The sequence below is a fragment of the Streptomyces sp. NPDC093260 genome (assembly GCF_040683715.1).
GTDB lineage: Bacteria > Actinomycetota > Actinomycetes > Streptomycetales > Streptomycetaceae > Streptomyces > Streptomyces sennicomposti.
In genome coordinates this window covers 47,692-71,451 of the sequence record NZ_JBFBEK010000018.1, presented here as the reverse complement: position 1 = coordinate 71,451, position 23,760 = coordinate 47,692, and the positions used below count along the sequence as shown (strand labels likewise).

At 73.3% G+C, this 23,760-nt stretch carries 16 protein-coding genes and 1 pseudogene; 7 read left to right on the top strand and 10 right to left on the bottom strand.

The features are described 5' to 3' along the window. Positions 1-11: 11 nt before the first annotated feature. The 3 genes and pseudogenes from AB0N63_RS22915 to AB0N63_RS22905 form a co-directional block, all read right to left on the bottom strand. Positions 12-3,743 carry an ABC transporter ATP-binding protein gene (locus tag AB0N63_RS22915; protein WP_365530922.1) on the bottom strand — a complete coding sequence of 1,244 codons (3,732 nt, stop codon included), beginning with the start codon at positions 3,741-3,743 and terminating at the stop codon, positions 12-14. A gap of 249 nt (positions 3,744-3,992) precedes the next feature. Further along, positions 3,993-5,015 (bottom strand): annotated as a pseudogene (locus tag AB0N63_RS22910) (esterase-like activity of phytase family protein); the annotation flags it as partial. Positions 5,016-5,068: 53 nt separating this feature from the next. After that, complete coding sequence (locus AB0N63_RS22905; protein WP_365531060.1) at positions 5,069-5,938, bottom strand: serine hydrolase; 870 nt, start codon at positions 5,936-5,938, stop codon at positions 5,069-5,071. A gap of 189 nt (positions 5,939-6,127) precedes the next feature. Here AB0N63_RS22905 and AB0N63_RS22900 point away from each other — a divergent pair, with 189 nt between their 5' ends. After that, entirely contained in the window at positions 6,128-6,496 is a 369-nt protein-coding gene (locus tag AB0N63_RS22900; RefSeq protein WP_365530920.1) for a hypothetical protein, read from the top strand. A 290-nt stretch (positions 6,497-6,786) separates the two neighbouring features. Here AB0N63_RS22900 and AB0N63_RS22895 read toward each other — a convergent pair whose 3' ends face one another. From AB0N63_RS22895 to AB0N63_RS22885, 3 genes are read right to left on the bottom strand one after another with little or no spacing between them, the layout of a single operon-like run. After that, positions 6,787-8,472: a thiamine pyrophosphate-binding protein gene (locus AB0N63_RS22895; RefSeq protein ID WP_365530918.1), complete on the bottom strand. Its 1,686-nt coding sequence runs from the start codon at positions 8,470-8,472 to the stop codon at positions 6,787-6,789. Further along, positions 8,469-9,449: an agmatinase gene (gene speB, locus AB0N63_RS22890; protein WP_365530916.1), complete on the bottom strand. Its 981-nt coding sequence runs from the start codon at positions 9,447-9,449 to the stop codon at positions 8,469-8,471. Before speB ends, AB0N63_RS22895 begins: the two co-directional genes overlap by 4 nt. Positions 9,450-9,505: 56 nt before the next feature. After that, positions 9,506-10,987, bottom strand: coding sequence for a sodium:solute symporter (locus AB0N63_RS22885; protein WP_365530914.1), 1,482 nt, complete (start codon positions 10,985-10,987; stop codon positions 9,506-9,508). A gap of 227 nt (positions 10,988-11,214) precedes the next feature. Here AB0N63_RS22885 and AB0N63_RS22880 point away from each other — a divergent pair, with 227 nt between their 5' ends. Both AB0N63_RS22880 and AB0N63_RS22875 read left to right on the top strand, forming a co-directional pair. Further along, the gene (locus tag AB0N63_RS22880; protein WP_365530912.1) at positions 11,215-12,963 is read left to right on the top strand and encodes a helix-turn-helix domain-containing protein; all 1,749 of its coding nucleotides are present in this window, start codon (positions 11,215-11,217) and stop codon (positions 12,961-12,963) included. Positions 12,964-13,135: 172 nt separating this feature from the next. Then, a complete protein-coding gene (locus AB0N63_RS22875) occupies positions 13,136-13,924 on the top strand; it encodes a phosphatase (protein ID WP_365530910.1) in 789 nt (262 codons plus the stop codon). Between the two features lie 19 nt (positions 13,925-13,943). On the opposite strand, the gene AB0N63_RS22870 is transcribed toward AB0N63_RS22875, so the two are convergent. The 4 genes from AB0N63_RS22870 to AB0N63_RS22855 all read right to left on the bottom strand — a co-directional run bounded on the left by AB0N63_RS22870 (position 13,944) and on the right by AB0N63_RS22855 (position 17,941). Next, a complete protein-coding gene (locus AB0N63_RS22870) occupies positions 13,944-14,933 on the bottom strand; it encodes a cation diffusion facilitator family transporter (protein WP_365530908.1) in 990 nt (329 codons plus the stop codon). Between the two features lie 5 nt (positions 14,934-14,938). Beyond that, complete coding sequence (gene tesB, locus AB0N63_RS22865) at positions 14,939-15,811, bottom strand: acyl-CoA thioesterase II (protein WP_365530906.1); 873 nt, start codon at positions 15,809-15,811, stop codon at positions 14,939-14,941. 4 nt (positions 15,812-15,815) lie between these two features. Then, positions 15,816-16,973, bottom strand: coding sequence for an acyl-CoA dehydrogenase family protein (locus AB0N63_RS22860; RefSeq protein ID WP_365530904.1), 1,158 nt, complete (start codon positions 16,971-16,973; stop codon positions 15,816-15,818). A gap of 359 nt (positions 16,974-17,332) precedes the next feature. Continuing rightward, positions 17,333-17,941, bottom strand: coding sequence for a TetR/AcrR family transcriptional regulator (locus tag AB0N63_RS22855; protein ID WP_365530902.1), 609 nt, complete (start codon positions 17,939-17,941; stop codon positions 17,333-17,335). 107 nt (positions 17,942-18,048) lie between these two features. Between AB0N63_RS22855 and AB0N63_RS22850 the strand changes: the two genes are divergently transcribed. From AB0N63_RS22850 to AB0N63_RS22835, 4 genes are read left to right on the top strand one after another with little or no spacing between them, the layout of a single operon-like run. Then, positions 18,049-19,665 carry a carboxyl transferase domain-containing protein gene (locus tag AB0N63_RS22850; RefSeq protein ID WP_365530900.1) on the top strand — a complete coding sequence of 539 codons (1,617 nt, stop codon included), beginning with the start codon at positions 18,049-18,051 and terminating at the stop codon, positions 19,663-19,665. A gap of 16 nt (positions 19,666-19,681) precedes the next feature. Continuing rightward, complete coding sequence (locus tag AB0N63_RS22845; protein ID WP_365530898.1) at positions 19,682-21,643, top strand: acetyl-CoA carboxylase biotin carboxylase subunit; 1,962 nt, start codon at positions 19,682-19,684, stop codon at positions 21,641-21,643. Then, on the top strand, positions 21,643-22,599 hold the full coding sequence (locus tag AB0N63_RS22840) for a hydroxymethylglutaryl-CoA lyase (protein WP_365530896.1): 957 nt from the start codon (positions 21,643-21,645) through the stop codon (positions 22,597-22,599). Before AB0N63_RS22845 ends, AB0N63_RS22840 begins: the two co-directional genes overlap by 1 nt. Then, complete coding sequence (locus AB0N63_RS22835) at positions 22,599-23,759, top strand: acyl-CoA dehydrogenase family protein (RefSeq protein ID WP_365530895.1); 1,161 nt, start codon at positions 22,599-22,601, stop codon at positions 23,757-23,759. The genes AB0N63_RS22840 and AB0N63_RS22835 overlap by 1 nt, the downstream gene beginning before the upstream one ends. Position 23,760: the final 1 nt, after the last annotated feature.

Genomic DNA, 23,760 nt, shown 5'->3' with positions numbered 1-23,760 from the left:
GCCGGGCCGGTTCAGCGGGGCGCGCCGACCGGTTCCTCCGGCTCGGAGGCGCCGACGAAGGTCCGCCACAGCTCGGCGTACCGGCCGCCGCGGGCCAGCAGTTCGTCGTGCGTGCCGTCCTCGGCGACCCGGCCGCGGTCCATGACGACCACCCGGTCGGCGCGGGCGGCCGTCGTCAGCCGGTGGGCGACCACGAGCGTCGTACGGCGGCCGGCGAGCCGGTCGGTGGCCTGGTTGACCTGCGCCTCGGTGGCCAGGTCCAGCGCGGCCGTCGCCTCGTCCAGCAGCAGGACGTCGGGGTCGACGAGTTCGGCGCGGGCCAGCGCGATCAGCTGGCGCTGGCCGGCCGACAGGTTGCGGCCCCGCTCGGCGACCCGGTGCAGATAGCCGCCCTCCAGCGTGGCGATCATCTCGTGCGCGCCGACGGCCCGCGCCGCCGCCTCCACCTCGGCGTCGGTGGCGTCCGGGCGGCCGTAGGCGATGGCGTCACGGACGGTGCCGGGGAAGAGGTACGCCTCCTGCGGGACGACGCCGAGCCGGCGCCGGTACGCGGTCAGGTCCAGCGCCCGGATGTCGACGCCGTCCACGGTCACCCGGCCGCCGGTCGGGTCGTAGAACCGGGCCACCAGCTTGACCAGCGTCGACTTGCCCGCGCCGGTCTCGCCGACGAAGGCGACGGTCTGCCCGGCCGGGATGCCGAGATCGATGCCGGTGAGGGCCTCCTCCTCGTCGCCGTAGGCGAAGCGCACGTCCTCGAAGGCGATCTCGCCGCGCAGCGCGGTGACCTCGCGGGGCTCGGCGGGCGGCTTCGTGGAGGTCGGCTCCTGGAGGAGCTCCTGGATGCGGCCCAGGGAGACGGTGGCCTGCTGGTAGCCGTCGAAGACCTGCGAGAGCTGCTGGACGGGCGCGAAGAACAGGTCGATGTAGAGGAGGTACGCCACCAGGGCGCCCGTGGTCAGCGTCGCCGCCTCCACCCGGCCCGCACCCGCGATCAGCACGGACGCCGCCGCGACCGAGGACAGGAACTGCACGAACGGGAAGTACACCGAGATCAGCAGCTGGCCCCGGATCCGGGCCTGGCGGTAGCTGTCGCTGCGCTCGGCGAACCGGCGCCCGCCGTCCCGCTCGCGCCGGAACGCCTGCACGATCCTGAGCCCGGACACCGACTCCTGGAGGTCGGCGTTGACCGCCGAGACCCGCTCGCGCGCCAGCTGGTACGCCTTCACGCTGGCCCGGCGGAAGAAGAACGTGGCGAGGACCAGCGGCGGCAGCGTCGCGAACACCACCAGCGCCAGCTGCACGTCGATCACCAGCAGGGCGACCATGATGCCGAAGAAGGTGACCACGGAGACGAACGCCGTGACCAGTCCCGTCTGGAGGAACGTCGACAAGGCGTCGACATCCGTCGTCATCCGCGTCATGATGCGGCCGGTCAGCTCGCGCTCGTAGTAGTCGAGGCCGAGCCGCTGGAGCTGGGCGAAGATCTTCAGCCGCAGCGCGTACAGCACCCGTTCGCCGGTGCGGCCGGTCATCCGGGTCTCGCCGGTCTGCGCCGCCCACTGCACGAGGACGGCGAGCAGCCCGAGCAGCGCCGCCGACCAGACCGCGCCGAGCGCCATCCGGCTGACGCCCTGGTCGATGCCGTGCCGGATCAGCACGGGCAGCAGCAGGCCCATCCCGGCGTCCACGGCGACCAGGCCGAGGCTGACCAGCAGGGGCAGGCCGAAGCCGTGCAGCAGCCTGCGCAGCCCGTACGACTCCTCGGGCCTCACCGCGCGGTCCTCGTCGACGTCCGGGGTGTCGGTGGCCGGCGGCAGGGCCTCCACCTGGGCCAGCAGCTCGGGCGTGGCGGGCATCCCGGCCAGCGCCGTGTCGCGGGGCTCGCGCTCGCCCGCCCACAGCTTGGGCGTGATCCCGCGCTCGGCGTCGAACTCGGCGTCCAGTTCGTCGCGCACCGAGGTGTCCTCGTGGGGCGCGGCGGGCGTGACATGGCCTTCGGAGACGCCGCCGAGCTCGTCGGGGTCGGTGAGCAGGCTCCGGTAGAGGGCGCAGCGCTCCTGGAGTTCGTCGTGGGTGCCGACGTCGGCGAGGCGGCCGCCGTCGAGGACGGCGATGCGGTCGGCGAGGCCGAGCGTGGAGCGGCGGTGCGCGATGAGGAGGGTGGTACGGCCCTCCATCACCTGCTTGAGCGCCTCGTGGATCTCGTGCTCGACCCGGGCGTCCACGGCGGAGGTGGCGTCGTCCAGGACCAGCAGGCGCGGGTCGGTGAGGATCGCGCGGGCGAGCGCGACCCGCTGGCGCTGGCCGCCGGACAGGGTCAGGCCCTGCTCGCCGACCGTGGTGTCGTAGCCCTCGGGCAGCTCGGCGATGAAGCGGTCCGCCTGGGCGGCGCGGGCGGCGGCTTCGATCTCCTCCTCGGTGGCGTCCGGGCGGCCGTAGGCGATGTTGGCGCGGACGGTGTCGGAGAAGAGGAAGGAGTCCTCGGGGACGAGTCCGATCGCGGCCCTGAGCGAGTCCAGGGTCAGTTCGCGCACTTCGTGCCCGCCGACGAGGACGGCACCGTGGGTGACGTCGTAGAAGCGCGGCAGGAGCAGGGAGAGCGTGGACTTGCCGGAGCCGGAGGAGCCGACGACGGCGAGGGTCTCGCCGGGGCGGATCTCGAAGCTGAGGCCCTTCAGGACGGGGCGCTCGGGGTCGTAGCCGAAGGAGACGTCGTCGAACTCGACGGTCGCCGGGGCGTCGGCGGGCAGCTCCTTGGCGCCCTCGGTCAGCGTGGGCTCGGTGTCGATCAGCTCCAGGACGCGTTCGGTGCTCGCGCGGGCCTGCTGGCCGACGGTGAGGACCATGGCGAGCATCCGGACCGGGCCGACCAGCTGGGCGAGGTACGTGGAGAAGGCGACGAACGTGCCGAGCGTGATGTGGCCCTTCACCGCCAGCCAGCCGCCGAGCGCCAGCATGGCGACCTGGCCGAGCGCGGGCACGGCCTGGAGCGCGGGCGTGAACCGGGCGTTCAGCTTGATGGTGCGCAGCCGCCCGGCGAACAGCCGCCGGCCCACCGCGCGCAGCTTGGCCGTCTCCTGTTCCTCCTGCCCGAACCCCTTCACCACGCGGACGCCGCTGACCGCGCCGTCCACCACGCCCGCGACCGCGGCGGCCTGCGCCTGCGCGTACCAGGTGGCGGGGTGCAGCCTGGTGCGGCTGCGCCGGGCGATCCAGCCGAGGGCGGGGGCGACGGCGAGCGCGACGAGGGTCAGCGGCCAGGACAGCCAGGCCATGATCCCCAGGGAGATCAGGAAGAGCAGGACGTTGCCGATGGTCATCGGCAGCATGAAGAGCAGGCCCTGGATCAGCTGGAGGTCGCTGGTGGCCCGGCCGATCACCTGGCCGGTGGACAGCTCGTCCTGGCGGCGGCCGTCGAGCCGGGTGATCGTGCCGTACATCTCCGTACGGAGGTCGTGCTGGACGTCCAGCGCGAGGCGGCCGCCGTAGTAGCGGCGGACGAAGGTCGCGGCGTAGACGAGGAGGGCGGCGACGACGAGGGCTGCCGCCCAGGGGGCCATGGCGCGGGTGTGGTCGCCGATGACGTCGTCGATGATCACCTTGGTGATCAGGGGGACGACGGCCATGACCGCCATGCCGGCGAGGGAGGAGGCGAGGGCGAGGACGACGTCCTTCGGGTAGCGCCATGCGTAGGCGGCCAGCCTGCGTGCCCAACCTCGTTGCTCACCCGGCTGCGCTGCCACGTCGGTGCCTTTCTGGTGGTCCGGTCTTCCGAGAGGCACCAACGCGGGCGGGCGCGGATTTCATCCCGCTGTAACAAAGCGGGACGCTGTGGTGAAGCGGGCGTGCCGAGCGGTGTGTTCGTCCTCGCGTTCGTGTGCGGAGGCGGGTGGGTGGGGGCTGGTCGCGCTCGCGCGGCGAAGCCGCATGTCGACGCTGCCCCGTGCCGCTGAGAAGCCTGCGCGCGGCCGGAGGCCACAGCCCTGGAGGTCGGTTCGCACCCGGAGGTGGTAGAAGCGGGTCGTCTGGGCGGGGTTCTCGTTGTCGTCGCTCACCAGGAGGACGCGGAGGTCGCCTCGGATGTCGCGGCCGGTGATCGTCATGCCCTCGATGTTGTCGAGGAGCGGGTTCGGCTGGGGCTGCTTGGCGGTGGCGCCGAGGGACGGGCAGGCGGCGATGTCGGCCAGCGGCGTCTTCTCGACCAGCCGGACGCCGGACTGCCCGGTCAGGCGGTCGACCTCGGCGGTGTCGGTGGCCTGGCGCGGGTCGGCGAGGTAGAGGCGCACGGTGTTGCCGACGCCGGAGGTGAAGCCGCGCTCCAGGACGAGCAGGCGACCGTCGGGCGTGGCCTGCACCTCGGGGACGCCGAGGCCGTCGTCCGTGCGGTACGCGTACTGCGCGCCGAGCCGGAAGCGGCCGTCGCCGGTGCGCTGCCAGGTCTGGAAGCGCACGATGCCCGCGGCGTCGCCGGCGAGCGCGTACTCCATGGAGGCGAGCAGGGTGCGGCCGTCGGGCAGCAGGGTCAGGCCCTCGAAGGTCTGGTTGGCGGTGGCGCGGCCGGCCGGGGCGACCAGCAGGGAGGACGGCACGGGGAGCCGGTCGAGGATGCGGCCGGCGCGGGAGTAGCGGCGCACCGACGGCTCGGTCTCGGAGGTGACGAGCCGGGTGCCGTCGCGGTCGACGACCAGCGCCTCGGAGTCGAGCGCGGCGCCGTTCTCGTCGGCGAGCCGCACCACACCGGTCGGCCGCAGCGTACGGCGGTCCAGGGTGAACAGCGACGAACGGTCCGAGAGGGCCGCGAGGTCGCCGTGCCGGTCGGCGGCCAGCGCGGAGAGATTGCCGACGTAGTTCCCCCGGTACGTCGTCTTGTCCAGGGCGTCGGAGAAGCGGTCCAGGGAGACGGCGGGTGAACAGGCGTGGTCCTGGCGCGTTCCGGCGGCCGCCGGCCCGACGGTCAGGCAGGTGGCCGCCGCCAGGCCGGCGGTGACGGTCGCGAGTACGGTTCTCAGGCGCATGACCGTCACCGTAGGGCCCCCGGCCGGCCGGCGGGAGACCGCCCTGTGAAGCGTCAGCCGCTCGGCGGCACCGGAACCAGCGCCTCCCGGGGCTGGGCGGTGGGCGTGTAGAGCGCGGACTTGGCCCCCTTCGTCGGCGGGAGGTCCTTGTGGATGGCGCGCGCGATGTTCTGGATCGTGGTGACGCCGTAGCTCATCGTGCTGTTGTCCTGCGTGAGGACCGTCATCGTGTAGTCGTGGCCGCCGCCGTTGAAGGTGCCGACGCTGTGCACGCGCCAGCCGTGGGTGGAGCGCTGGAGCCAGCCGTTCTTCACGTGCACGGCGACGGCGGACGGCGCGCCCGCGGGGGTGCCCCAGCGCTGGGAGGAGACGACCTGGCCCATCAGCTTGAGGATGTAGGCGCGGGAGTTGTCGCTCAGGACCTTGTTCCTGGCCGTGAGGAGACCGAGCAGTTTCTGCTCGTCGCGCACGGTGATCTGGGTCAGGCCCCAGTAGCCGCCCGAACCGGGCCTGGTCTGGGTCATGCCGGCCGCGGAGAGGAAGCCCTTGACCTTCGTCACGCCGAGCTGCTTCCACAGGGCGCTGGTGGCGTTGTTGTCCGACTGAGTGATCATCGCCTTGGCGAGGTTCGACTCACGGGTGGTCAGGAGGCGGTTCGTCTTCTTGGCGTCCCACAGCAGGGTGGCCAGCACGGTCACCTTGACCACGCTGGCGGAGTCGTAGGCGGAGCTGTCCCGGAGGGTGCAGGTGGTGCCGGTGCTGCGGTCGTACAGGCCGACGGCGACGGTGCCCTTGCGGCCGGCCATCGCCGCGGTGATGTCCTTCTGAAGCTTGGCGGCCAGGCCCGCTTTGGCGGACGTGCAGCTGACCTTGGGGGTGGCCGCAGAGGCGGGTGCGGCGAAGGCCACGCAGGACGCGAGCATGCCGGCGCCGACGCCTGCCGCCGCCAGCGCTCTGGCGCGTCGGGATATCCAGTGAGTCATGCACAGTTGACGCACAGGTGTGCGGGAATGGTTGCACGGGAGAGTGAAACCGTGACGGCCCGTCACTTGTCGGCACGGCGGGACGCCGCCGGAGGTGGATCGGCCCGCCGCCCTGGGCAGAGATCGTCCATGCCCGATCCCGCGTTCCACGACCACGTCCTGGCCGGCCGTCTCCTCGCGGCCCTGTGGACGGTGCGGCTCCTCACCGCCGGCGGCGGGACCCCGCCCGAGAGCGGGACGTTCCCGCCGAAAGCGATGCCCAGCGAACTGGTGGGCGGCGAGCTGAAGGCCCTCACCGGCCGTCTCCTCACGGCCAGGGGCCGGGACGACGACCGCTGGAAGGCGGCGGCCGAGGTCTTCCGCGAGATACCCGACCTGCTGCCGAAGAAGCTGCCGGGCAAGAACATGTCGGAGGCCGAACTGAAGGCGTTCGCGGACGGCTACGACGCGCAGCGCGCCACCCACGCCGAGAAGTACGGGCGTCTGCTGGAGCAGTGAGCCGCCGGTCGCCGGTCGCCGGTCGCCGGTCGCCGACAGAGTACGTGTCCCGCCGCGGCGCGTACTCCGTCGGGCCGCGTGCGTCTCCTGCGCCACGCGCCTGTTCTGCGCGGGGCGCGTGTCCGGCGCGGGGTGCACAGCCGAGGGCAAGGCGGGCCACAGCCGCGCCCGCCCGCGCTGCGCACGATGCCCGGGTGACCTCGGCCGCCGATCGCCTTCCCCGCCCCCCCGCCGGCCCCGGCGCGCCGCCGCCGGACCGGCGCGCGGCGCACGCCGGCGCGGACCGCCCCTCAGCCCAGGTGCGTAGGTGCGAACATCCGCAGCACCGCCGGGAGGACGACCACCGACGGGCCGGGCTCGGACAGGGCCTTGGCCAGGTCCGCCTCCAGGGACTCCGGCGTCGTGCGGACGCCGGGGACGCCGAAGGACTCGGCGAGGGCGACGTAGTCCGGGCGGGTCAGTTCGGTGGCCGTGGGCTGGCCGAACGCGTCGGTCATGTACTCGCGCAGGATGCCGTAGCCGCCGTCGTCCACGATCAGCCAGGTGACGTTCAGGTCGTACTGGCGGGCGGTGGCGAGTTCGGCGATGGAGTACAGCGCGCCGCCGTCACCGGAGACGGCCAGCACCGGGCGGGTCGGGTCGGCCGCGGCGGCGCCGAGGGCGGCCGGGAAGCCGTAGCCGAGGCCGCCGGCGCCCTGCGCGGAGTGCATGGTGTTCGCGCCGCGGGGGTCGAAGGCCGACCAGGCCCAGTAGGCGAGGATCGTCATGTCCCAGAAGGACGGCGAGCCGGCGGGCAGGGCGCGGCGCACGGACGCCAGCACGTCCTGTTCCAGGGTGAGTTCCTGGGCGGCGATCCGTTCGCCGACCTTGTCGAGCAACTCCCTCACGCGGCGCGGCGCGTCCTCGTCGGTGCGCTCGTCCACGGTCTCCAGCAGCGCCTGGAGGGCGAGCCGGGCGTCGGCGTGGATGCCGAGGGCCGGGTGGTTGGACTCCAGTTTGCCGAGGTCCGCCTCGATCTGGACGACCCGGCCGCGGGGCTTGAACGTGTGGTAGTTGGAGGAGAGTTCGCCGAGCCCCGAGCCGACGACGAGGAGGACGTCGGCGTCCTCCAGGAAGTCGGTGGTGTGCCGGTCCTCCAGCCAGGACTGGAGCGAGAGCGGGTGGTTCCAGGGGAAGGCGCCCTTGCCGCCGAAGGTGGTGACCACCGGGGCCTGGAGGCGTTCGGCGAGGGCCCGCAGCTTCCCGGAGGCGTCCGAGCGGACCACTCCGCCGCCCGCGATGATCGCCGGGCGCTCCGCGCGGGAGAGCAGGTCGGCGGCGACGGCGGTGAGTTCGGGGCGGGGCGGCAGCTCCTCCGGGGCGGCGTCCAGGGCCGTCACCGCCGGCAGACCGGTCTCGGCGAGCAGCACGTCCTGCGGTATCTCCACCCAGACCGGGCCGTGCGGGGCGGTGAGCGCGGACTTCCAGGCCGCCGCGATGGCGGACGGGATCTGGGACTGGCTGCGCACCGTGTGGACCGACTTGACCACGCCGCGGAACGAGGCGGCCTGGTCCGGCAGTTCGTGCAGATAGCCGTGGCGGCCGCCGCCGAGCCCGGCGGTCGGGACCTGGCTGCTGATCGCGAGGACGGGTGCGGAGGCCGCCGCCGCCTCCTGGAGCGCGGCCAGCGAGGTGAGCGCGCCGGGGCCGGTGGACAGCAGCAGCGGCGCGGCCTCGCCGGTGATCCGGCCGTAGGCGTCGGCGGCGAAGCCCGCGTTGTTCTCGACGCGCAGGCCCACGTACGCGAGGTCGGAGCGGCGCAGGGCGTCGAACATGCCGAGAGCATGCTGGCCGGGCAGGCCGAAGACGGTGGTGGCGCCGAGCCCGGCCAGGGTCTCCACGACCAGGTCTCCGCCGTTGCGGCCGGGGGGAGGGTTGAGCGCGGCCTCCGTCTGGGCGGGCGTGGGGCGGAGCACCAGGTCGTGGTCGTGGGTCACTTCGCTTCGGTGTCCTTCCGGGCCGCGGCGATCTGGCGGCTCATGATGGTGGTCAGTTCGTAGGCGGTGTGGGAGGCGGCCACCGAGGTGATCTCGGCGTGGTCGTAGGCCGGGGCGACCTCGACGACGTCCGCCGAGACCAGGTTGCACGAGGCCAGTCCGCGCAGGATCTCCAGGAGTTCACGGGAGGTCATGCCGCCCGCCTCGGGGGTGCCGGTGCCGGGGGCGTGGGCGGGGTCGAGGCAGTCGATGTCGATGGAGATGTACAGCGGGCGGTCGCCGATGCGCTGGCGCAGCTGGTCGGCGATCTCGTCGGCGCCGCGGCGGTACACGTCGGCGGAGGTGACGATGCCGAAGCCCATCTTCTCGTCGTCGGTGAGGTCCTGCTTGCCGTAGAGGGGGCCGCGGGTGCCGACGTGGGAGAGGGCGGAGGTGTCGAGGACGCCCTCCTCGACGGCCCGGCGGAAGGGGGTGCCGTGGGTGTACTCGGCGCCGAAGTAGGTGTCCCAGGTGTCGAGGTGGGCGTCGAAGTGGAGCAGGGCGACCGGGCCGTGCTTCTTGGCGACGCTCCTGAGGAGCGGCAGGGCGATGGTGTGGTCGCCGCCGAGGGTCATCAGCCGGGCGCCGGTGCCGAGGAGGTCGTCGGCGGCGGCCTCGATGGTGTCGACGGCCTCGTTGATGTGGAACGGGTTCACCGCGATGTCGCCGCCGTCGGCGACCTGGGCGAGGGCGAACGGCGAGGCGTCCTGCGCGGGGTTGTAGGGGCGCAGCAGCCGGGACGCCTCGCGGATGGCGTTGCCGCCGAAGCGGGCGCCGGGCCGGTAGGAGACGCCGGAGTCGAACGGGACGCCCACGACGGCGACGTCGGCGGTGCCGACCTCGTCCAGGCGGGGCAGCCGGGCGAAGGTGGCGGGACCGGCGTAGCGCGGGATGCGGGAGGAGTCGACGGGGCCGCGGGGCGTCTCGTTGCCGCTCATGATGAAATGCCTTCTTTCCTGCGCTTCGTCGCGCATGTACTGCTTTCCTGACGACTCTACTGGTGCGCCGGGACGGGTTCGGAGGCGAGTTCTGGACTGCGTCCGGCGAGGCGTTCGCGCCAGGCGGCGAGGACCGCCTCGTCGGTGGGCCGGGTGGCCAGGGAGACGACGAGGTAGGCGGCGAGCGAGGCCGGCAGGCCGTAGTAGACGGGCTCGTTGGCCAGGATGCCGTACCCCGCCATGAGGCCGATGACGGCGAGGCCGCCGACGATCACGGAGGCGAGGGCGCCCTGGGCGGTGCCGCGCTTCCACAGCAGGCCGCCGAGGATCGGCACGAGCAGTCCGCCGACGAGGAGGTTGTAGGCGACGGTGAGCGCCTCGACCACGTCGTTCAGGGCGATGGCGGTGCCGATCACGGCGAGGCCCATGACGAGGATGAACAGGCGGTTGTCCCGGACCTCGTCGTGGGCCCCGCCCGCCTCGTCGTGGGCCCCGCCGCCGGGGCGGACCGCGCCGCGCAGCCGGGACCAGATGTCGTTGTTGGCGACGGTGGCGCAGGCGATCAGCGCGCCGGAGGAGGTGGACATCACGGCGGCCAGGGCGGCGGCGAGGACCAGTCCGCGCACGCCGATGGGCAGTTCGTCCTTGACGATGGTGGCGAAGGCGTCGTCGGCGCTGGCCAGGTTGGGGTAGAGGACCTTGGCGGCGGTGCCGATGACGGCGCCGGCGAGGGCGTAGACCAGGCAGTAGGTGCCGGCGACGGTGCCGCCGTGACGGGCGACCCTGTCACTGCGGGCGGTGAACACGCGCTGCCAGATGTCCTGGCCGATGAGCATGCCGAAGGTGTAGATGAGGACGTAGGTGAAGATCGTCTCACCGCCGATGCCCAGCGGGTCGAAGTAGGAGGTCGGCAGCTTCGCCTTCATGCCGCTGAAGCCGCCCGCCTTGACGACGGCGATGGGCAGCAGCAGGAGCAGCACGCCGATCGTCTTGACGACGAACTGCACCATGTCGGTCAGCGTGATGGACCACATGCCGCCGAGGGTGGAGTACGCGACGACGATCGCGCCGCCGAGGACGATCGCGACCGTGCGGTTCAGGTCGAACAGGACGTCGAAGATCGTGGCGTAGGCGATGGTCGAGGTGACGGCGAGCATGAGCGTGTACGCCCACATGACGACGCCGGAGATGACGCCGGCCTTCCCCCCGTAGCGCAGGTCGAGCATCTCGGAGACGGTGTAGACCTTCAGCCGGGCGATGCGGGCGGAGAAGAAGACGGACAGGGCGAGCAGACCGAGGCCGATGGTGAACACCATCCACGCGCCGGAGAGCCCGTACTTGTAGCCGAGACCGACGCCGCCGATGGTGGACGCGCCGCCGAGGACGATCGCCGCCATGGTTCCGGAGTACATCGCGGGTCCCAGGCGGCGGCCGGCCACCAGGAACTCGCTCTTGGACCGGGCGCGGCGCATGCCCCACCAGCCCATGCCGAGCATGCCGGCCAGGTAGACGACGATCACTGTGTAGTCGACGGCCATGCGGGGCCCTCCTTCGCGCACGTTCCGGTGGCGTGTCGTGCTGGTGCGTGTTTCCCGAGGTCAGGCGCCTGGGGCGCGCCGAGGTCGGGCGGGCCGGCGGGGGGCCGCGGGGACATCCGCCCGTACCCGCGGCTGCCGGTCCGGACTTGACCTTAGGTGGCCGAAAAGAGACTGCGAAGTGTACGTTTCATCCATTCCCGTGGCTCGGAGTGGAGGGAACGCACACCATGCCGGACACGCTGCACCCGGCCGCACCGCCCTCGCCTCCCCCGCCGTCCGGGCCCCAGGCACCGCCGGTCCCGCCGACGCCGTCCGCCCCACCGGCACCGCCCGTCCCGCCGACGCCGCCGGTCCCGCTGTCGGCGCTGCTGGCCCGCGAGGACCTGGCGCTGCGGCAGATCGCCGGGCCGTCCGGTCCCGGGGTGGTGGTCCACGGGGCGCACACCTCGGAGATGGCCGACCCGTACCCGTACCTGCTGGGCGGGGAACTGCTGCTGACGGCGGGCGTCCAGGCGCCGGGCGGGGGCGAGGGCTCGGGCGGCGGTTTCGGGGCGGCCGGCGCTTCCGGGGCGAGTGCCCCTTCCGGAGCGGTTGGCGGTTCCGGAGCGGGTGACCCTTCCGGGGCGGGCGGCGGCGCGGAAGCGTACTTCGACGCGTACGTCGCCCGGATCGTCGCCGCCGGCGGCGCCGCGCTCGGCTTCGGGGTGGCGCCGGTGCACGACACCGTGCCCCCGGCGCTGGTCGCGGCGTGCGAGGCGCACGGGCTGCCGCTGCTGGAGGTGCCGCCGCAGACCACGTTCTCCGGGGTCGCCCGGGCGGTGTGGCAGCTGATGGCGCAGGCCCGGCTGGCCGAGCTGCGCCGGGTGACCGAGGCGCAGCAGAGCCTGGCCACGGCGGCCTCCCGGCCGGACCCGGTGCCGTCGGTGCTGCGCCAGCTGGCGCAGCGGACGGCGGGCAGCGCGGTGCTGTACGGCCCCGACGGCACGGAGGTCGCCGCGGCGGGCCGCGCCATGGACGCCCCGGCCGCCCGGTCCCTGGCCGCCCTCGCGGACGTGGTCCGCCCCCCGGCCCCCGCGCCCGCGATCCCCTCCACGCCCCCACCGGCCGGCGAGGCGGAACCGCCCGCCGCCGCCCGCCCCTCCCCCGCGCCCTCCCCCGCGCCCTCCTCCGCCACCGACACCGTCGCCGGGCGCCATCTCGCCGCCTACGCCCTCGGCGCCGGGCACGGCTTCGTGCTCGGGGTCGCCTCGGGGCAACGCGGGCCCGGGGACCACACCATCGCCTCGGTCGCCGCCGTCCTGCTCTCGCTGCTCACCGGCGAGCACCACAGCGGCACCGGCGCGGCCCGTTCCTCGGCCCTGGTCCGGCTGCTGCTGGGCGCCGCGCCCGAGGAGGTGGCGCCGCTGCTCGGCGCCGGGCGGTGGGCTGTCGTGCACGCCCGGCCGGCCGCGCAGGCCGCCGACGCGGTGGCCGCCTCCGCGCTCGGCGCGGCCCTCGGCTCGGCGCTGGTGGACCTCGCCGACGGCGTCGTACGCGTGCTGGTCCCCGCCGGGCGGGAGCCGGCCGCGCAGCCCGGCTGGACCCTCGGCGTGAGCGAGGCCGTCGAACCGGCGCACTGGCCGGTCGCCGACACCCAGGCGGCCCGCGCCCTGGCCCGCGCCCGCGCCACCCGCACCGCCCTCGTCCGGCACGGCGCCCCGGGCGCCCGCCCCGGCCTCAGCACCCTGCTGCCGCCCGCCGAGGCCGACGCGCACGCCCGCGCGCTGCTCGCCCCACTGGCCGGTACGCCCGCGCTCGCCGAGACACTGCGCACCTGGCTGTCCCTGCACGGCAGCTGGGACCGCACCGCGGTGGCCCTGGCGGTGCACCGCAACACCGTCCGCCAGCGCGTCGCCCGCTGTGCCGCGCTCCTGGCCGCCGACCTGGACGACCCGGACACACGCATGGAGCTGTGGTTCGCCCTGCGCCGCACCTGACCGGGACCGGGCCGGGCACTGCCCCGAACCGGGACCGGCCCGACCGGAGCCGGGGCCGTACGCCGACCGGGGCCCGGGACCGGCCCGACCAGGGCCGCGCGGCGGCGTGACCCGCGTCCCAGCGGCCGGAACGGCGGCGACGGATACGGATCACTGCATCACAATGGGTGGCATGCCGATACCCGGGACACCCAGCCGCGCCGAACTCGTCGACCACCTCGTCAGGACCCGCATCGCCGGGGACGTCGCCACGCCCCGCGAGAACAACCTCTCCCACTACCGCAAGCTGGCGAACGGCGACCGCAACTTCTGGCTGGGCCTGGAACTCGGCGACCGCTGGAGCGACGAGCAGGACGTGCTCGCGGTGATGGCCGAGCGGGTCGGCGTCAACGACGACCCGGAGTACCGGCACGGCCAGGACACCATCGACCCGGAGCTGACCGTGGACGGCCTGGAGCGGCTGGCGGCCCGGCTGCGCAAGGCGGCCGACGGCGGCCAGCGGGTGCTGTTCGCCACCGGCCACCCGGGCGGGCTGCTGGACGTGCACCGCGCCACGGCCGCCGCGCTGCGCGCCGCCGGCTGCGAGATCGTGGTGATCCCGGACGGCCTCCAGACGGACGAGGGCTACGTCATGCAGTTCGCGGACGTGGCGGTGCTGGAGCACGGGGCCACGCTGTGGCACACCCACTCCGGCGAGCCGATGCGCGCCATCCTGACGGGTCTGGACTCGGCGGGCCGGCCGCTTCCCGACCTGGTCGTCGCCGACCACGGCTGGGCCGGCTGCGCGGGCCAGCTCGGCGTGGACTCCGTCGGCTACGCCGACTGCAACGACCCGGCGCTCTTCCTCGCCGAGGCCGAGGGCACGGTGCAGGTGGCGGTCCCGCTGGACGACCACGTGGTCAGCCCGCGCTACTACGACCCGATGACCGCGTACCTGCTGGACCAGGCGGGGCTGGCCTGACGGCCTCCGGAGAACGGCCTCACGGCGCGGGGTCCAGCCCCTGCGCGCGGCGCTGCGCGAGCCCGGGCGTCGGGTCCAGATAGACCCGGGTGATCACCGGGAACTCCTCGCGCAGCCGCTGCTCCGCCCGCTCGCACGCCCACTCGATCTGGGCCGCGTTCGCCGCGTCCCGGAGGTCGACCTTCGCCGCCACCAGCGCCGAGTCCGGCCCCTGCACCAGCGTGGTCAGCTCCAGCACGGCCTCGATGTGCTCCACGCCCACCAGCAGGGCGCGGATGCGTTCGCGGGTGGCGCGGGGCAGCGGGCGGCCGATGAGCAGTTCGGCGTTGGAGCGCCCCAGCACCCAGGCGACGTAGAGCAGGAGCGCGCCGATGCACAGGGAGGCGACGCCGTCGTAGACGCCGGAGCCGGTGAGCTGGCCGCCGAGCAGACCGCCGGCCGCGAGCAGCAGGCCGACCAGGGCGGCGGAGTCCTCCATGACGACGGCCTTGACGGCGGTGTCGGGGGTGCGCCGGAAGTAGCGGCGGAAGGGCATCCTGAGCCGGGCGGCCTCGCCGCGGGCCTGGCGCAGTCCGGTGCGCAGCGAGAAGCCCTCCAGCAGGAAGGCGACGGCGAGGACGAGGTAGGAGGCCAGCGGGTCGCCTAGTTCCTCGCCACGGGTGAGGGTGCGCACGCCGTCGTAGAGGGAGAAGACGGCGCCGCCGACGAAGGTGGCGACGGCGGCGAGCAGCGCCCAGATGTAGCGCTCGGGGCCGTAGCCGAGGGGGTGGTCCTCGTCGGCGGGTTTCCCGCTGCGTTTGAGGGCGGTCAGCAGCAGCACCTCGGTGACGGTGTCGGCGATCGAGTGCGCGGCCTCCGACAGCATCGCGCTGGAGCCGCTGATCAGGCCCGCGACGGCCTTGGCCACCGCGATGCCGAGGTTGGCGAGGGCGGCGACGATCACCGTGAAGGTGGACCCGCCGCCGCCGGTGTCCGCCTGGTCCGTGTCCTGTACGGGTGGGAGGGCCATGCCCCTCAGTGTTCCCGGGGGACGCGGACCACGCCCTCCTGGATCACCGAGATGGCCAGCCGGCCGTCCTGCGTGTGGATGCGGGCCTGCCCGAGGCCCCGGCCGCCGTGCGCCGAGGGCGACTCCTGGTCGTAGAGGAGCCATTCGTCGGCGCGGAAGGGCCGGTGGAACCACATGGCGTGGTCGAGGGAGGCCCCGACGACGTCCCCGACGGCCCAGCCGCCGCGCCCGTGGGCGAGGAGGACCGAGTCGAGCAGGGTCATGTCGGAGACGTAGGTGGCGAGGACGACGTGCAGCAGCGGGTCGTCGTCCAGTTTGCCGTTGGTGCGGAACCACACCTGGGAGTGCGGCGGGCGCGGCTCGCCGAACCTGCCGTACGGCGGCTCGTCGACGTAGCGCAGGTCGACGGCCTCGCGGGCCTCCAGGAAGCGTTCGACGACCTCGGGCGGGAGGTGGTCGTAGGAGCGCAGCCGTTCGGCGGAGGTGGGCAGGGTCTCCGGGTCCGGGGCGGGCGGCATGGGCGCCTGGTGGTCCAGGCCCTCCTCGTACGTCTGGAAGGACGCGGAGAGGTGGAAGATCGGCTGCCCGTGCTGGACGGCGACCACCCGCCGGGTGGTGAAGGACCGGCCGTCGCGGATGCGGTCCACGGTGTACACGATGGGCGCGCCGGGGTCGCCGGGCCGCAGGAAGTAGGCGTGCAGCGAGTGGGCGTGGCGGTCGGCGGGGACCGTGCGCCCGGCGGCGACCAGGGCCTGCGCCGCGACCTGGCCGCCGAAGACGCGGGGCACGACGGCGGAGCGGGACCGCCCGCGGAAGATGTCCCGCTCGATCCGCTCCAGGTCGAGCAGATCGAGCAGGGACTCCAGTGCCGTGCTCACGTGCCTACAGGCCCATGTCCTTGGCGATGATCGTCTTCATGATCTCGCTGGTGCCGCCGTAGATGCGGTTGACCCGGTTGTCGGCGTACAGACGGGCGATCGGGTACTCGTTCATGTAGCCGTAGCCGCCGTGCAGCTGGAGGCAGCGGTCGATGACGCGGTGGGCGACCTCGGTGCAGAACAGCTTGGCGGAGGCGGCCTCGGCGGGGGTCAGTTCGCCGGCGTCCAGGGCCTCGGTGGCGCGGTCGGCGACGGCCTCGGCGGCGTCCACCTCGGCCTGGCAGGCGGCCAGCTCGAACTTGGTGTTCTGGAAGTGGGCGACCGGCTTGCCGAAGACGGTGCGCTCCTGGACGTACTGCTTGGCGAACCGGACGGCGGCCTTGGCCTGGGCGTAGGCGCCGAACGCGATGCCCCAGCGCTCGGAGGCCAGGTTGTGGCCGAGGTAGGAGAAGCCCTTGTTCTCCTCGCCGAGCAGGTCCTCGGCCGGGACCTTGACGTCCACGAAGGCCAGTTCGGCGGTGTCGGAGGTGCGCAGGCCCAGCTTGTCCAGCTTGCGGCCGACGGAGTAGCCCTCGGACTTGGTGTCCACGGCGAACAGGGAGATGCCGAAGCGGCGGTCCTCGGCGGTGGGCGCGGAGGTCCGGGCGCAGACGATCACCTTGTCGGCGTGCACGCCGCCGGTGATGAAGGTCTTGGCGCCGTTGAGGACGTAGTGCGTGCCGTCCTCGGAGAGCTTGGCGGTGGTCTTCATGCCCGCGAGGTCGGAGCCGGTGCCCGGCTCGGTCATCGCGATGGCCCACATCTCCTCGCCGGTGACGAACTTCGGCAGGTACCGCTTCTTCTGCTCCTCGGTGGCGAGCATCTTGATGTACGGCAGGGCGAGCAGCACGTGCACGCCGGAACCGCCGAACTGGACGCCGGCGCGGGCGGTCTCCTCGTAGAGGACGGCCTCGAACTTGTGGCTGTCCATGCCGGCGCCGCCGAACTCCTCGGGGACGTTGATCCCGAAGATGCCCAGCTCGCCCAGCTTGTAGTAGAAGTCGCGCGGGGCCTGGCCGGCGGCGAACCACTCGTCGTACACCGGTACGACCTCGGCCTCGATGAAGGCGCGAAGGGTCTCCCGGAACGCCTCGTGATCCTCGTTGAACACCGTACGGCGCACGCCGCCACCTCCACATGCCTCGGCTGTCTAAGCGCTTGCTCACACAAACGTACCGGCGGGTAGGGCAGGTGGTAAAGAGGCGGAGCAGTAACGCGCGTCACGCGGCCCGGCACGGGCTCCGCGGGAGGCGGCCGCACAGCGGTCCGCGCGCGTCGCGCCAGGGTCTTCCCCTGGATCACAACGAGCGCCGCCCTCTCGGACGCCCCGGCACAGGCCCCCCTCAGCCCCCCGGGCGCAGGCCTCCTCAGGCGCCCCGGGCTCGGGGTGGAGCCCGGCCGAGGGCGCGGGGAACGGCACGCCCGGCCACGCCCCACCCGCACCGCCCACGCACAAGAAGCCCCCACCCCCGGGGCGCCCCCTCAGCCCGCCGCAGGCGACCCCGCCGCCGCGAAGGCCCCCCGCGCCATCCGGTGCAGCAACTCCGCGGTGGCCCCCCGCCCGGGCAGCACCCCCCGCCGCCCCAGATGCGGCGTGGAGTTCAGCAACCCGAACACCGAGTGCACGGCAGACCGCGCCGCGGGCTCACCGAGCCCGGGGTGCACCTCCCGCACCACCTCCACCCACAGCTCCACGTACTGCCGCTGCAACTGCCGCACGAGCTTGCGGTCGCTGTCCCGGAGGCGGTCCAGCTCGCGGTCGTGCAAGGTGATGAGGGGCCGGTCGTCGAGCGCGAAGTCGATGTGCCCCTCGATGAGCGAGTCGAGGACCGCCTCGGGCCCGGCCACCCCGTCCGCCTCCGCCAGGCGCCGCTTCGCTCCGGTCAGCAGCCGGCCACTGATGCCGACCAGCAGCTCCGCGAGCATCGCGTCCTTGCCGGGGAAGTGCCGGTACAGACCGGGTCCGCTGATGCCCACCGCGGCGCCTATCTCGTCGACGCCGACGCCGTGGAACCCGCGTTCGGCGAACAGGCGTGCGGCCTCCTTGAGGATCTGCTCGCGGCGGGTGGGGGCGTCGGTTCGCATGGCCATGAGAACAATTCTAGACAGCGACGTTAGCGCTCGTTAACCTGAGGGCGATGGGTTAACGCTCATTAACAAGTGGACCACGTCGACCACCGGGTGAGGGGACCACAGGGATGCACGAGGCACCGGAGCTGACGAGCGCGGCAGACCCCGCGTCGGAGGCCTGGCGGGCCAACGAACAGGCGCACCGGGCGCTCGCCGAGGAGCTGCGCGGCAAGCTCGCCGCGGCCAGGCTCGGCGGCGGCGAGAGAGCGCGGGCGCGGCACACCGCCCGCGGCAAGCTGCTGCCGCGCGACCGGGTGGACGCGCTGCTCGACCCCGGTTCGCCGTTCCTGGAGCTGGCGCCGCTGGCCGCCGACGGGATGTACGACGGGCAGGCCCCGGCCGCCGGGGTGATCGCGGGCATCGGCCGGGTCAGCGGACGGGAGTGCGTGATCGTCGCCAACGACGCCACCGTCAAGGGCGGCACCTACTACCCGATGACGGTGAAGAAGCACCTGCGGGCGCAGGAGGTGGCGCTGGAGAACCGGCTGCCGTGCCTGTACCTGGTGGACTCCGGCGGCGCGTTCCTGCCGATGCAGGACGAGGTGTTCCCGGACCGCGAGCACTTCGGGCGGATCTTCTACAACCAGGCACGGATGTCCGGCGCGGGCATCCCGCAGATCGCGGCGGTGCTCGGCTCCTGCACGGCGGGCGGGGCGTACGTCCCGGCGATGAGCGACGAGGCGGTGATCGTCCGCAACCAGGGCACGATCTTCCTTGGCGGCCCGCCGCTGGTGAAGGCGGCCACGGGCGAGGTCGTCACGGCGGAGGAGCTGGGCGGCGGCGAGGTGCACTCGCGCACCTCCGGGGTCACCGACCACCTCGCCGAGGACGACGCGCACGCCCTGCGCATCGTGCGGAACATCGTCGCCACGCTGCCCGCGCGCGGACCGCTGCCCTGGGAGGTCACGGCCCCGGTCGAGCCGAAGGTCGACCCGTTCGGGCTGTACGGCGCGGTGCCGGTCGACTCCCGCACCCCCTACGACGTGCGGGAGATCATCGCGCGCGTGGTGGACGGCTCGCGGTTCGCGGAGTTCAAGGCCGAGTTCGGGCAGACCCTGGTCACCGGCTTCGCCCGTGTCCACGGCCACCCGGTGGGGATCATCGGCAACAACGGCATCCTGTTCTCCGAGTCGGCGCAGAAGGGCGCGCACTTCATCGAGCTGTGCGACCAGCGCGGCATCCCGCTGCTGTTCCTCCAGAACATCTCGGGCTTCATGGTGGGCCGGGACTACGAGGCGGGCGGCATCGCCAAGCACGGCGCGAAGATGGTCACCGCGGTCGCCTGCACACGGGTGCCGAAGCTGACGGTCGTCGTCGGCGGCTCGTACGGCGCGGGCAACTACTCCATGTGCGGCCGGGCCTACTCGCCCCGCTTCCTGTGGATGTGGCCGAACGCCAAGATCTCCGTGATGGGCGGCGAGCAGGCCGCCTCGGTGCTCGCCACCGTCAAGCGCGACCAGCAGGAGGCCCGCGGCGAACAGTGGCCCATGGAGGACGAGGAGTCCTTCAAGGCGCCGATCCGCGCGCAGTACGAGCGCCAGGGCAGCGCCTACTACGCCACCGCCCGGCTGTGGGACGACGGTGTGATCGACCCGCTGGAGACCCGCCAGGTGGTGGGCCTGGCCCTGACCGCGTGCGCCAACGCTCCGCTGGGCGACCCCCAGTTCGGCGTCTTCCGGATGTGAGGGGGATCTCGTGAGCATGTTCGAGACAGTTCTGGTGGCCAACCGCGGCGAGATCGCCGTCCGGGTGATCCGCACCCTGCGCGCCCTCGGGGTGCGCTCGGTGGCCGTCTTCTCCGACGCCGACGCGGACGCCCGCCATGTGCGCGAGGCGGACACGGCGGTGCGGATCGGTCCGCCGCCCGCGGCCGAGAGCTATCTGTCGGTGGAACGGCTGCTGGAGGCCGCCCGCCTGACCGGCGCCCAGGCGGTCCACCCGGGCTACGGCTTCCTGGCGGAGAACGCCGGCTTCGCGCGCGCCTGCGAGGAGGCCGGGCTGGTCTTCATCGGGCCGCCGGCCGACGCGATCTCGCTGATGGGCGACAAGATCCGGGCCAAGGAGACGGTGCGGGCGGCCGGGGTGCCGGTGGTGCCCGGCTCCAGCGGCTCCGGGCTGAGCGACGAGCAGCTGGCCGAGGCGGCCCGCGAGATCGGCATGCCGGTGCTGCTGAAGCCGTCGGCGGGCGGCGGCGGCAAGGGCATGCGCCTGGTGCGGGAGGCGGACCGGCTGGCCGAGGAGATCGCCGCCGCGCGCCGGGAGGCCCGTGCCTCCTTCGGCGACGACACGCTGCTGGTCGAGCGCTGGGTGGACACCCCGCGCCATATCGAGATCCAGGTCCTGGCCGACGGCCACGGCACCGTGATCCACCTCGGCGAGCGCGAGTGCTCGCTGCAACGCCGCCACCAGAAGATCATCGAGGAGGCGCCGAGCGTCCTGCTGGACGAGGCGACGCGCGCCGCGATGGGTGAGGCAGCGGTCCAGGCGGCCCGCTCCTGCGGCTACCGGGGCGCGGGCACGGTGGAGTTCATCGTCCCCGGCGGCGACCCCTCCTCGTACTACTTCATGGAGATGAACACCCGTCTCCAGGTGGAGCACCCGGTCACCGAGCTGGTCACCGGCCTGGACCTGGTGGAGTGGCAGCTGCGGGTGGCGGCCGGCGAGCACCTGCCCTTCGCGCAGGAGGACATCGCCCTCACCGGGCACGCGGTGGAGGCCCGGCTGTGCGCGGAGATCCCGGCGCGCGGCTTCCTGCCCTCGGGCGGCACGGTGCTCAGGCTGCACGAGCCCGAGGGCGACGGCGTGCGCACCGACTCGGGGCTGAGCGAGGGCACCGAGGTCGGCAGCCTCTACGACCCGATGCTGTCCAAGGTGATCGCCTACGGCCCCGACCGCGCCACCGCGCTCAGGAGGCTGCGGGCGGCCCTGGCCCGGACGGTCACCCTGGGCGTGCAGACCAACGCCGCGTTCCTGCGCCGTCTGCTGGCGCATCCGGCGGTGGTGGCGGGCGAGCTGGACACCGGTCTGGTGGAGCGGGCGGTGGACGACCTGGTCACCACCGAGGTGCCCGAGGAGGTGTACGAGGCGGCGGCGGCCGTCCGGCTGGAGGAGCTGCGGCCGAAGGCCGACGGCGCCGGCTGGACGGACCCGTTCTCCGTGCCGAGCGGCTGGCGGCTGGGCGGCGAGCCGAAGCCGCTCGCCTTCCACCTGCGGGTGACGGACCCGGTGGAGTACGTCCCGCGCGGCGCCCACACGGTCACCGACGAGACGGTCTCGGTCGTCCTGGACGGGGTGCGGCACACCTTCCACCGCGCCGCCGACTGGCTCGGCCGGGACGGCGAGGCCTGGCAGGTGCGCGACCACGACCCGGTCGCCGCCTCCCTCACCCGCGCCGCCCACGCCGGCGCCGACTCGCTCACCGCCCCCATGCCCGGCACGGTGACGGTGGTGAAGGTGGCCGTCGGCGACGAGGTGACGGCGGGCCAGAGCCTGCTGGTGGTGGAGGCGATGAAGATGGAGCACGTCATCTCCGCCCCGCACGCCGGCACGGTCACCGAACTGGACGTCTCGCCGGGCACGACGGTCGCCATGGACCAGGTCCTCGCGGTCATCGCGCCGCACGACGAGGCGTCGCACGCCGACGAGGAAGGGACGGTGCGGTGATGAGCGACGGCACTCCCGCGGCCGAGCCGCTGCCCATGGTGGTGCCCGCGCCGGATCTGCCCGCCCGGGTCAGGATCCACGAGGTGGGTCCGCGCGACGGCCTGCAGAACGAGCAGACGGCCGTGCCGACCGAGGTGAAGGCCGAGTTCATCCGCCGGCTGGCCGACGCGGGCCTGACGACGATCGAGGCGACCAGCTTCGTCCACCCCAGGTGGGTGCCCCAGCTGGCCGACGCCGAGGAGCTGTTCCCGCAGGTCTCCGGCCTCCCGGTGGACCTGCCGGTGCTGGTGCCCAACGAACGCGGTCTCGAGCGGGCGCTGTCGCTGGGCGCGTCCCGGATCGCCGTCTTCGCCAGCGCCACCGAGTCCTTCGCCAAGGCCAATCTGAACCGCACGGTGGACGAGGCGCTGGCCATGTTCGAGCCGGTGGTGGCACGCGCCAAGGAGGGCGGCGCCCATGTGCGCGGCTATCTGTCGATGTGCTTCGGCGACCCGTGGGAGGGCGCCGTCCCGGTCCACCAGGTGGTGCGGGTGTGCCGGGCGCTGCTCGACATGGGCTGCGACGAGCTGAGCCTCGGCGACACGATCGGCGTGGCCACCCCCGGCCACGTCCTGGAACTGCTCTCCGCGCTGAACGAGCAGCGGGTGCCCACCGCCGCGCTCGGCGTGCACTTCCACGACACCTACGGCCAGGCGCTCGCCAACACCCTGGCCGCGCTCCAGCACGGCGTCACCACCGTGGACGCCTCCGCGGGTGGCCTCGGCGGCTGTCCGTACGCCAAGTCCGCCACCGGCAACCTCGCCACCGAGGATCTGGTGTGGATGCTGCGGGGCCTCGGCATCGACACCGGAGTCGACCTCGGCCGTCTCACCGCCACGAGCGCGTGGATGGCCGCCCGGCTCGGCCGGCCCAGTCCCTCCCGCACCCTGCGTGCCCTCTCCCACAAGGAGCAGTGATGAACCACCGTCTCACCCCCGAGCTGGAGGAACTCCGCCGTACGGTGGAGGAGTTCGCGCACGACGTCGTGGCGCCGAAGATCGGCGACTTCTACGAGCGGCACGAGTTCCCGTACGAGATCGTGCGGGAGATGGGCCGGATGGGCCTGTTCGGGCTGCCGTTCCCCGAGGAGTACGGCGGCATGGGCGGCGACTATCTGGCGCTCGGCATCGCGTTGGAGGAGCTGGCCCGGGTGGACTCCTCCGTGGCCATCACCCTGGAGGCGGGCGTCTCGCTGGGCGCCATGCCGATCCATCTGTTCGGCACCGAGGAGCAGAAGCGCGCGTGGCTGCCGCGGCTGTGCGCGGGCGAGATCCTCGGCGCGTTCGGCCTGACCGAGCCGGACGGCGGCTCGGACGCGGGCGCCACCCGCACCACGGCCCGCCTGGACGAGGCGACCGGCGAGTGGGTCGTCAACGGCGCCAAGTGCTTCATCACCAACTCCGGCACGGACATCACCGGTCTGGTGACGGTCACGGCGGTCACCGGCCGCAAGAGCGACGGCCGGCCGCTGATCTCCTCGATCATCGTCCCCTCCGGGACGCCGGGCTTCACGGTGGCGCCCGCCTACTCCAAGGTCGGCTGGAACGCCTCGGACACCCGTGAGCTGTCCTTCCAGGACGTGCGGGTGCCGGCCGCCAACCTGCTGGGCGAACAGGGTCGCGGGTACGCGCAGTTCCTGCGCATCCTGGACGAGGGGCGCATCGCGATCGCGGCGCTGGCCACCGGCCTGGCGCAGGGCTGCGTGGACGAGTCGGTGAAGTACGCCAAGGAGCGGCACGCCTTCGGCAAGCCGATCGGCGCCAACCAGGCGATCCAGTTCAAGATCGCCGACATGGAGATGAAGGCGCACACCTCCCGGCTGGCCTGGCGGGACGCGGCCTACCGGCTGGTGGCGGGCGAGCCGTTCAAGAAGGAGGCGGCGCTGGCGAAGCTGTACTCGTCGACGATCGCCGTGGACAACGCCCGCGACGCCACGCAGATCCACGGCGGCTACGGCTTCATGAACGAGTACCCGGTGGCCCGGATGTGGCGCGACTCGAAGATCCTGGAGATCGGCGAGGGCACCAGCGAGGTCCAACGCATGCTGATCGCTCGGGAGTTGGGCCTGACCAGCTGAG

Coding starts and splice junctions, on each gene's coding strand:
- AB0N63_RS22885 (WP_365530914.1), bottom strand. CDS start 10,987: ATGGCCGTCGACTACACAGTGATCGTCGTCTACCTGGCCGGCATGCTC.
- AB0N63_RS22850 (WP_365530900.1), top strand. CDS start 18,049: ATGCACGAGGCACCGGAGCTGACGAGCGCGGCAGACCCCGCGTCGGAG.
- speB (WP_365530916.1), bottom strand. CDS start 9,449: ATGAGCGGCAACGAGACGCCCCGCGGCCCCGTCGACTCCTCCCGCATC.
- AB0N63_RS22880 (WP_365530912.1), top strand. CDS start 11,215: ATGCCGGACACGCTGCACCCGGCCGCACCGCCCTCGCCTCCCCCGCCG.
- AB0N63_RS22905 (WP_365531060.1), bottom strand. CDS start 5,938: ATGCTCGCGTCCTGCGTGGCCTTCGCCGCACCCGCCTCTGCGGCCACC.
- AB0N63_RS22835 (WP_365530895.1), top strand. CDS start 22,599: ATGAACCACCGTCTCACCCCCGAGCTGGAGGAACTCCGCCGTACGGTG.
- AB0N63_RS22875 (WP_365530910.1), top strand. CDS start 13,136: ATGCCGATACCCGGGACACCCAGCCGCGCCGAACTCGTCGACCACCTC.
- AB0N63_RS22840 (WP_365530896.1), top strand. CDS start 21,643: ATGAGCGACGGCACTCCCGCGGCCGAGCCGCTGCCCATGGTGGTGCCC.
- AB0N63_RS22855 (WP_365530902.1), bottom strand. CDS start 17,941: ATGGCCATGCGAACCGACGCCCCCACCCGCCGCGAGCAGATCCTCAAG.
- AB0N63_RS22870 (WP_365530908.1), bottom strand. CDS start 14,933: ATGGCCCTCCCACCCGTACAGGACACGGACCAGGCGGACACCGGCGGC.
- AB0N63_RS22845 (WP_365530898.1), top strand. CDS start 19,682: ATGTTCGAGACAGTTCTGGTGGCCAACCGCGGCGAGATCGCCGTCCGG.
- AB0N63_RS22900 (WP_365530920.1), top strand. CDS start 6,128: ATGCCCGATCCCGCGTTCCACGACCACGTCCTGGCCGGCCGTCTCCTC.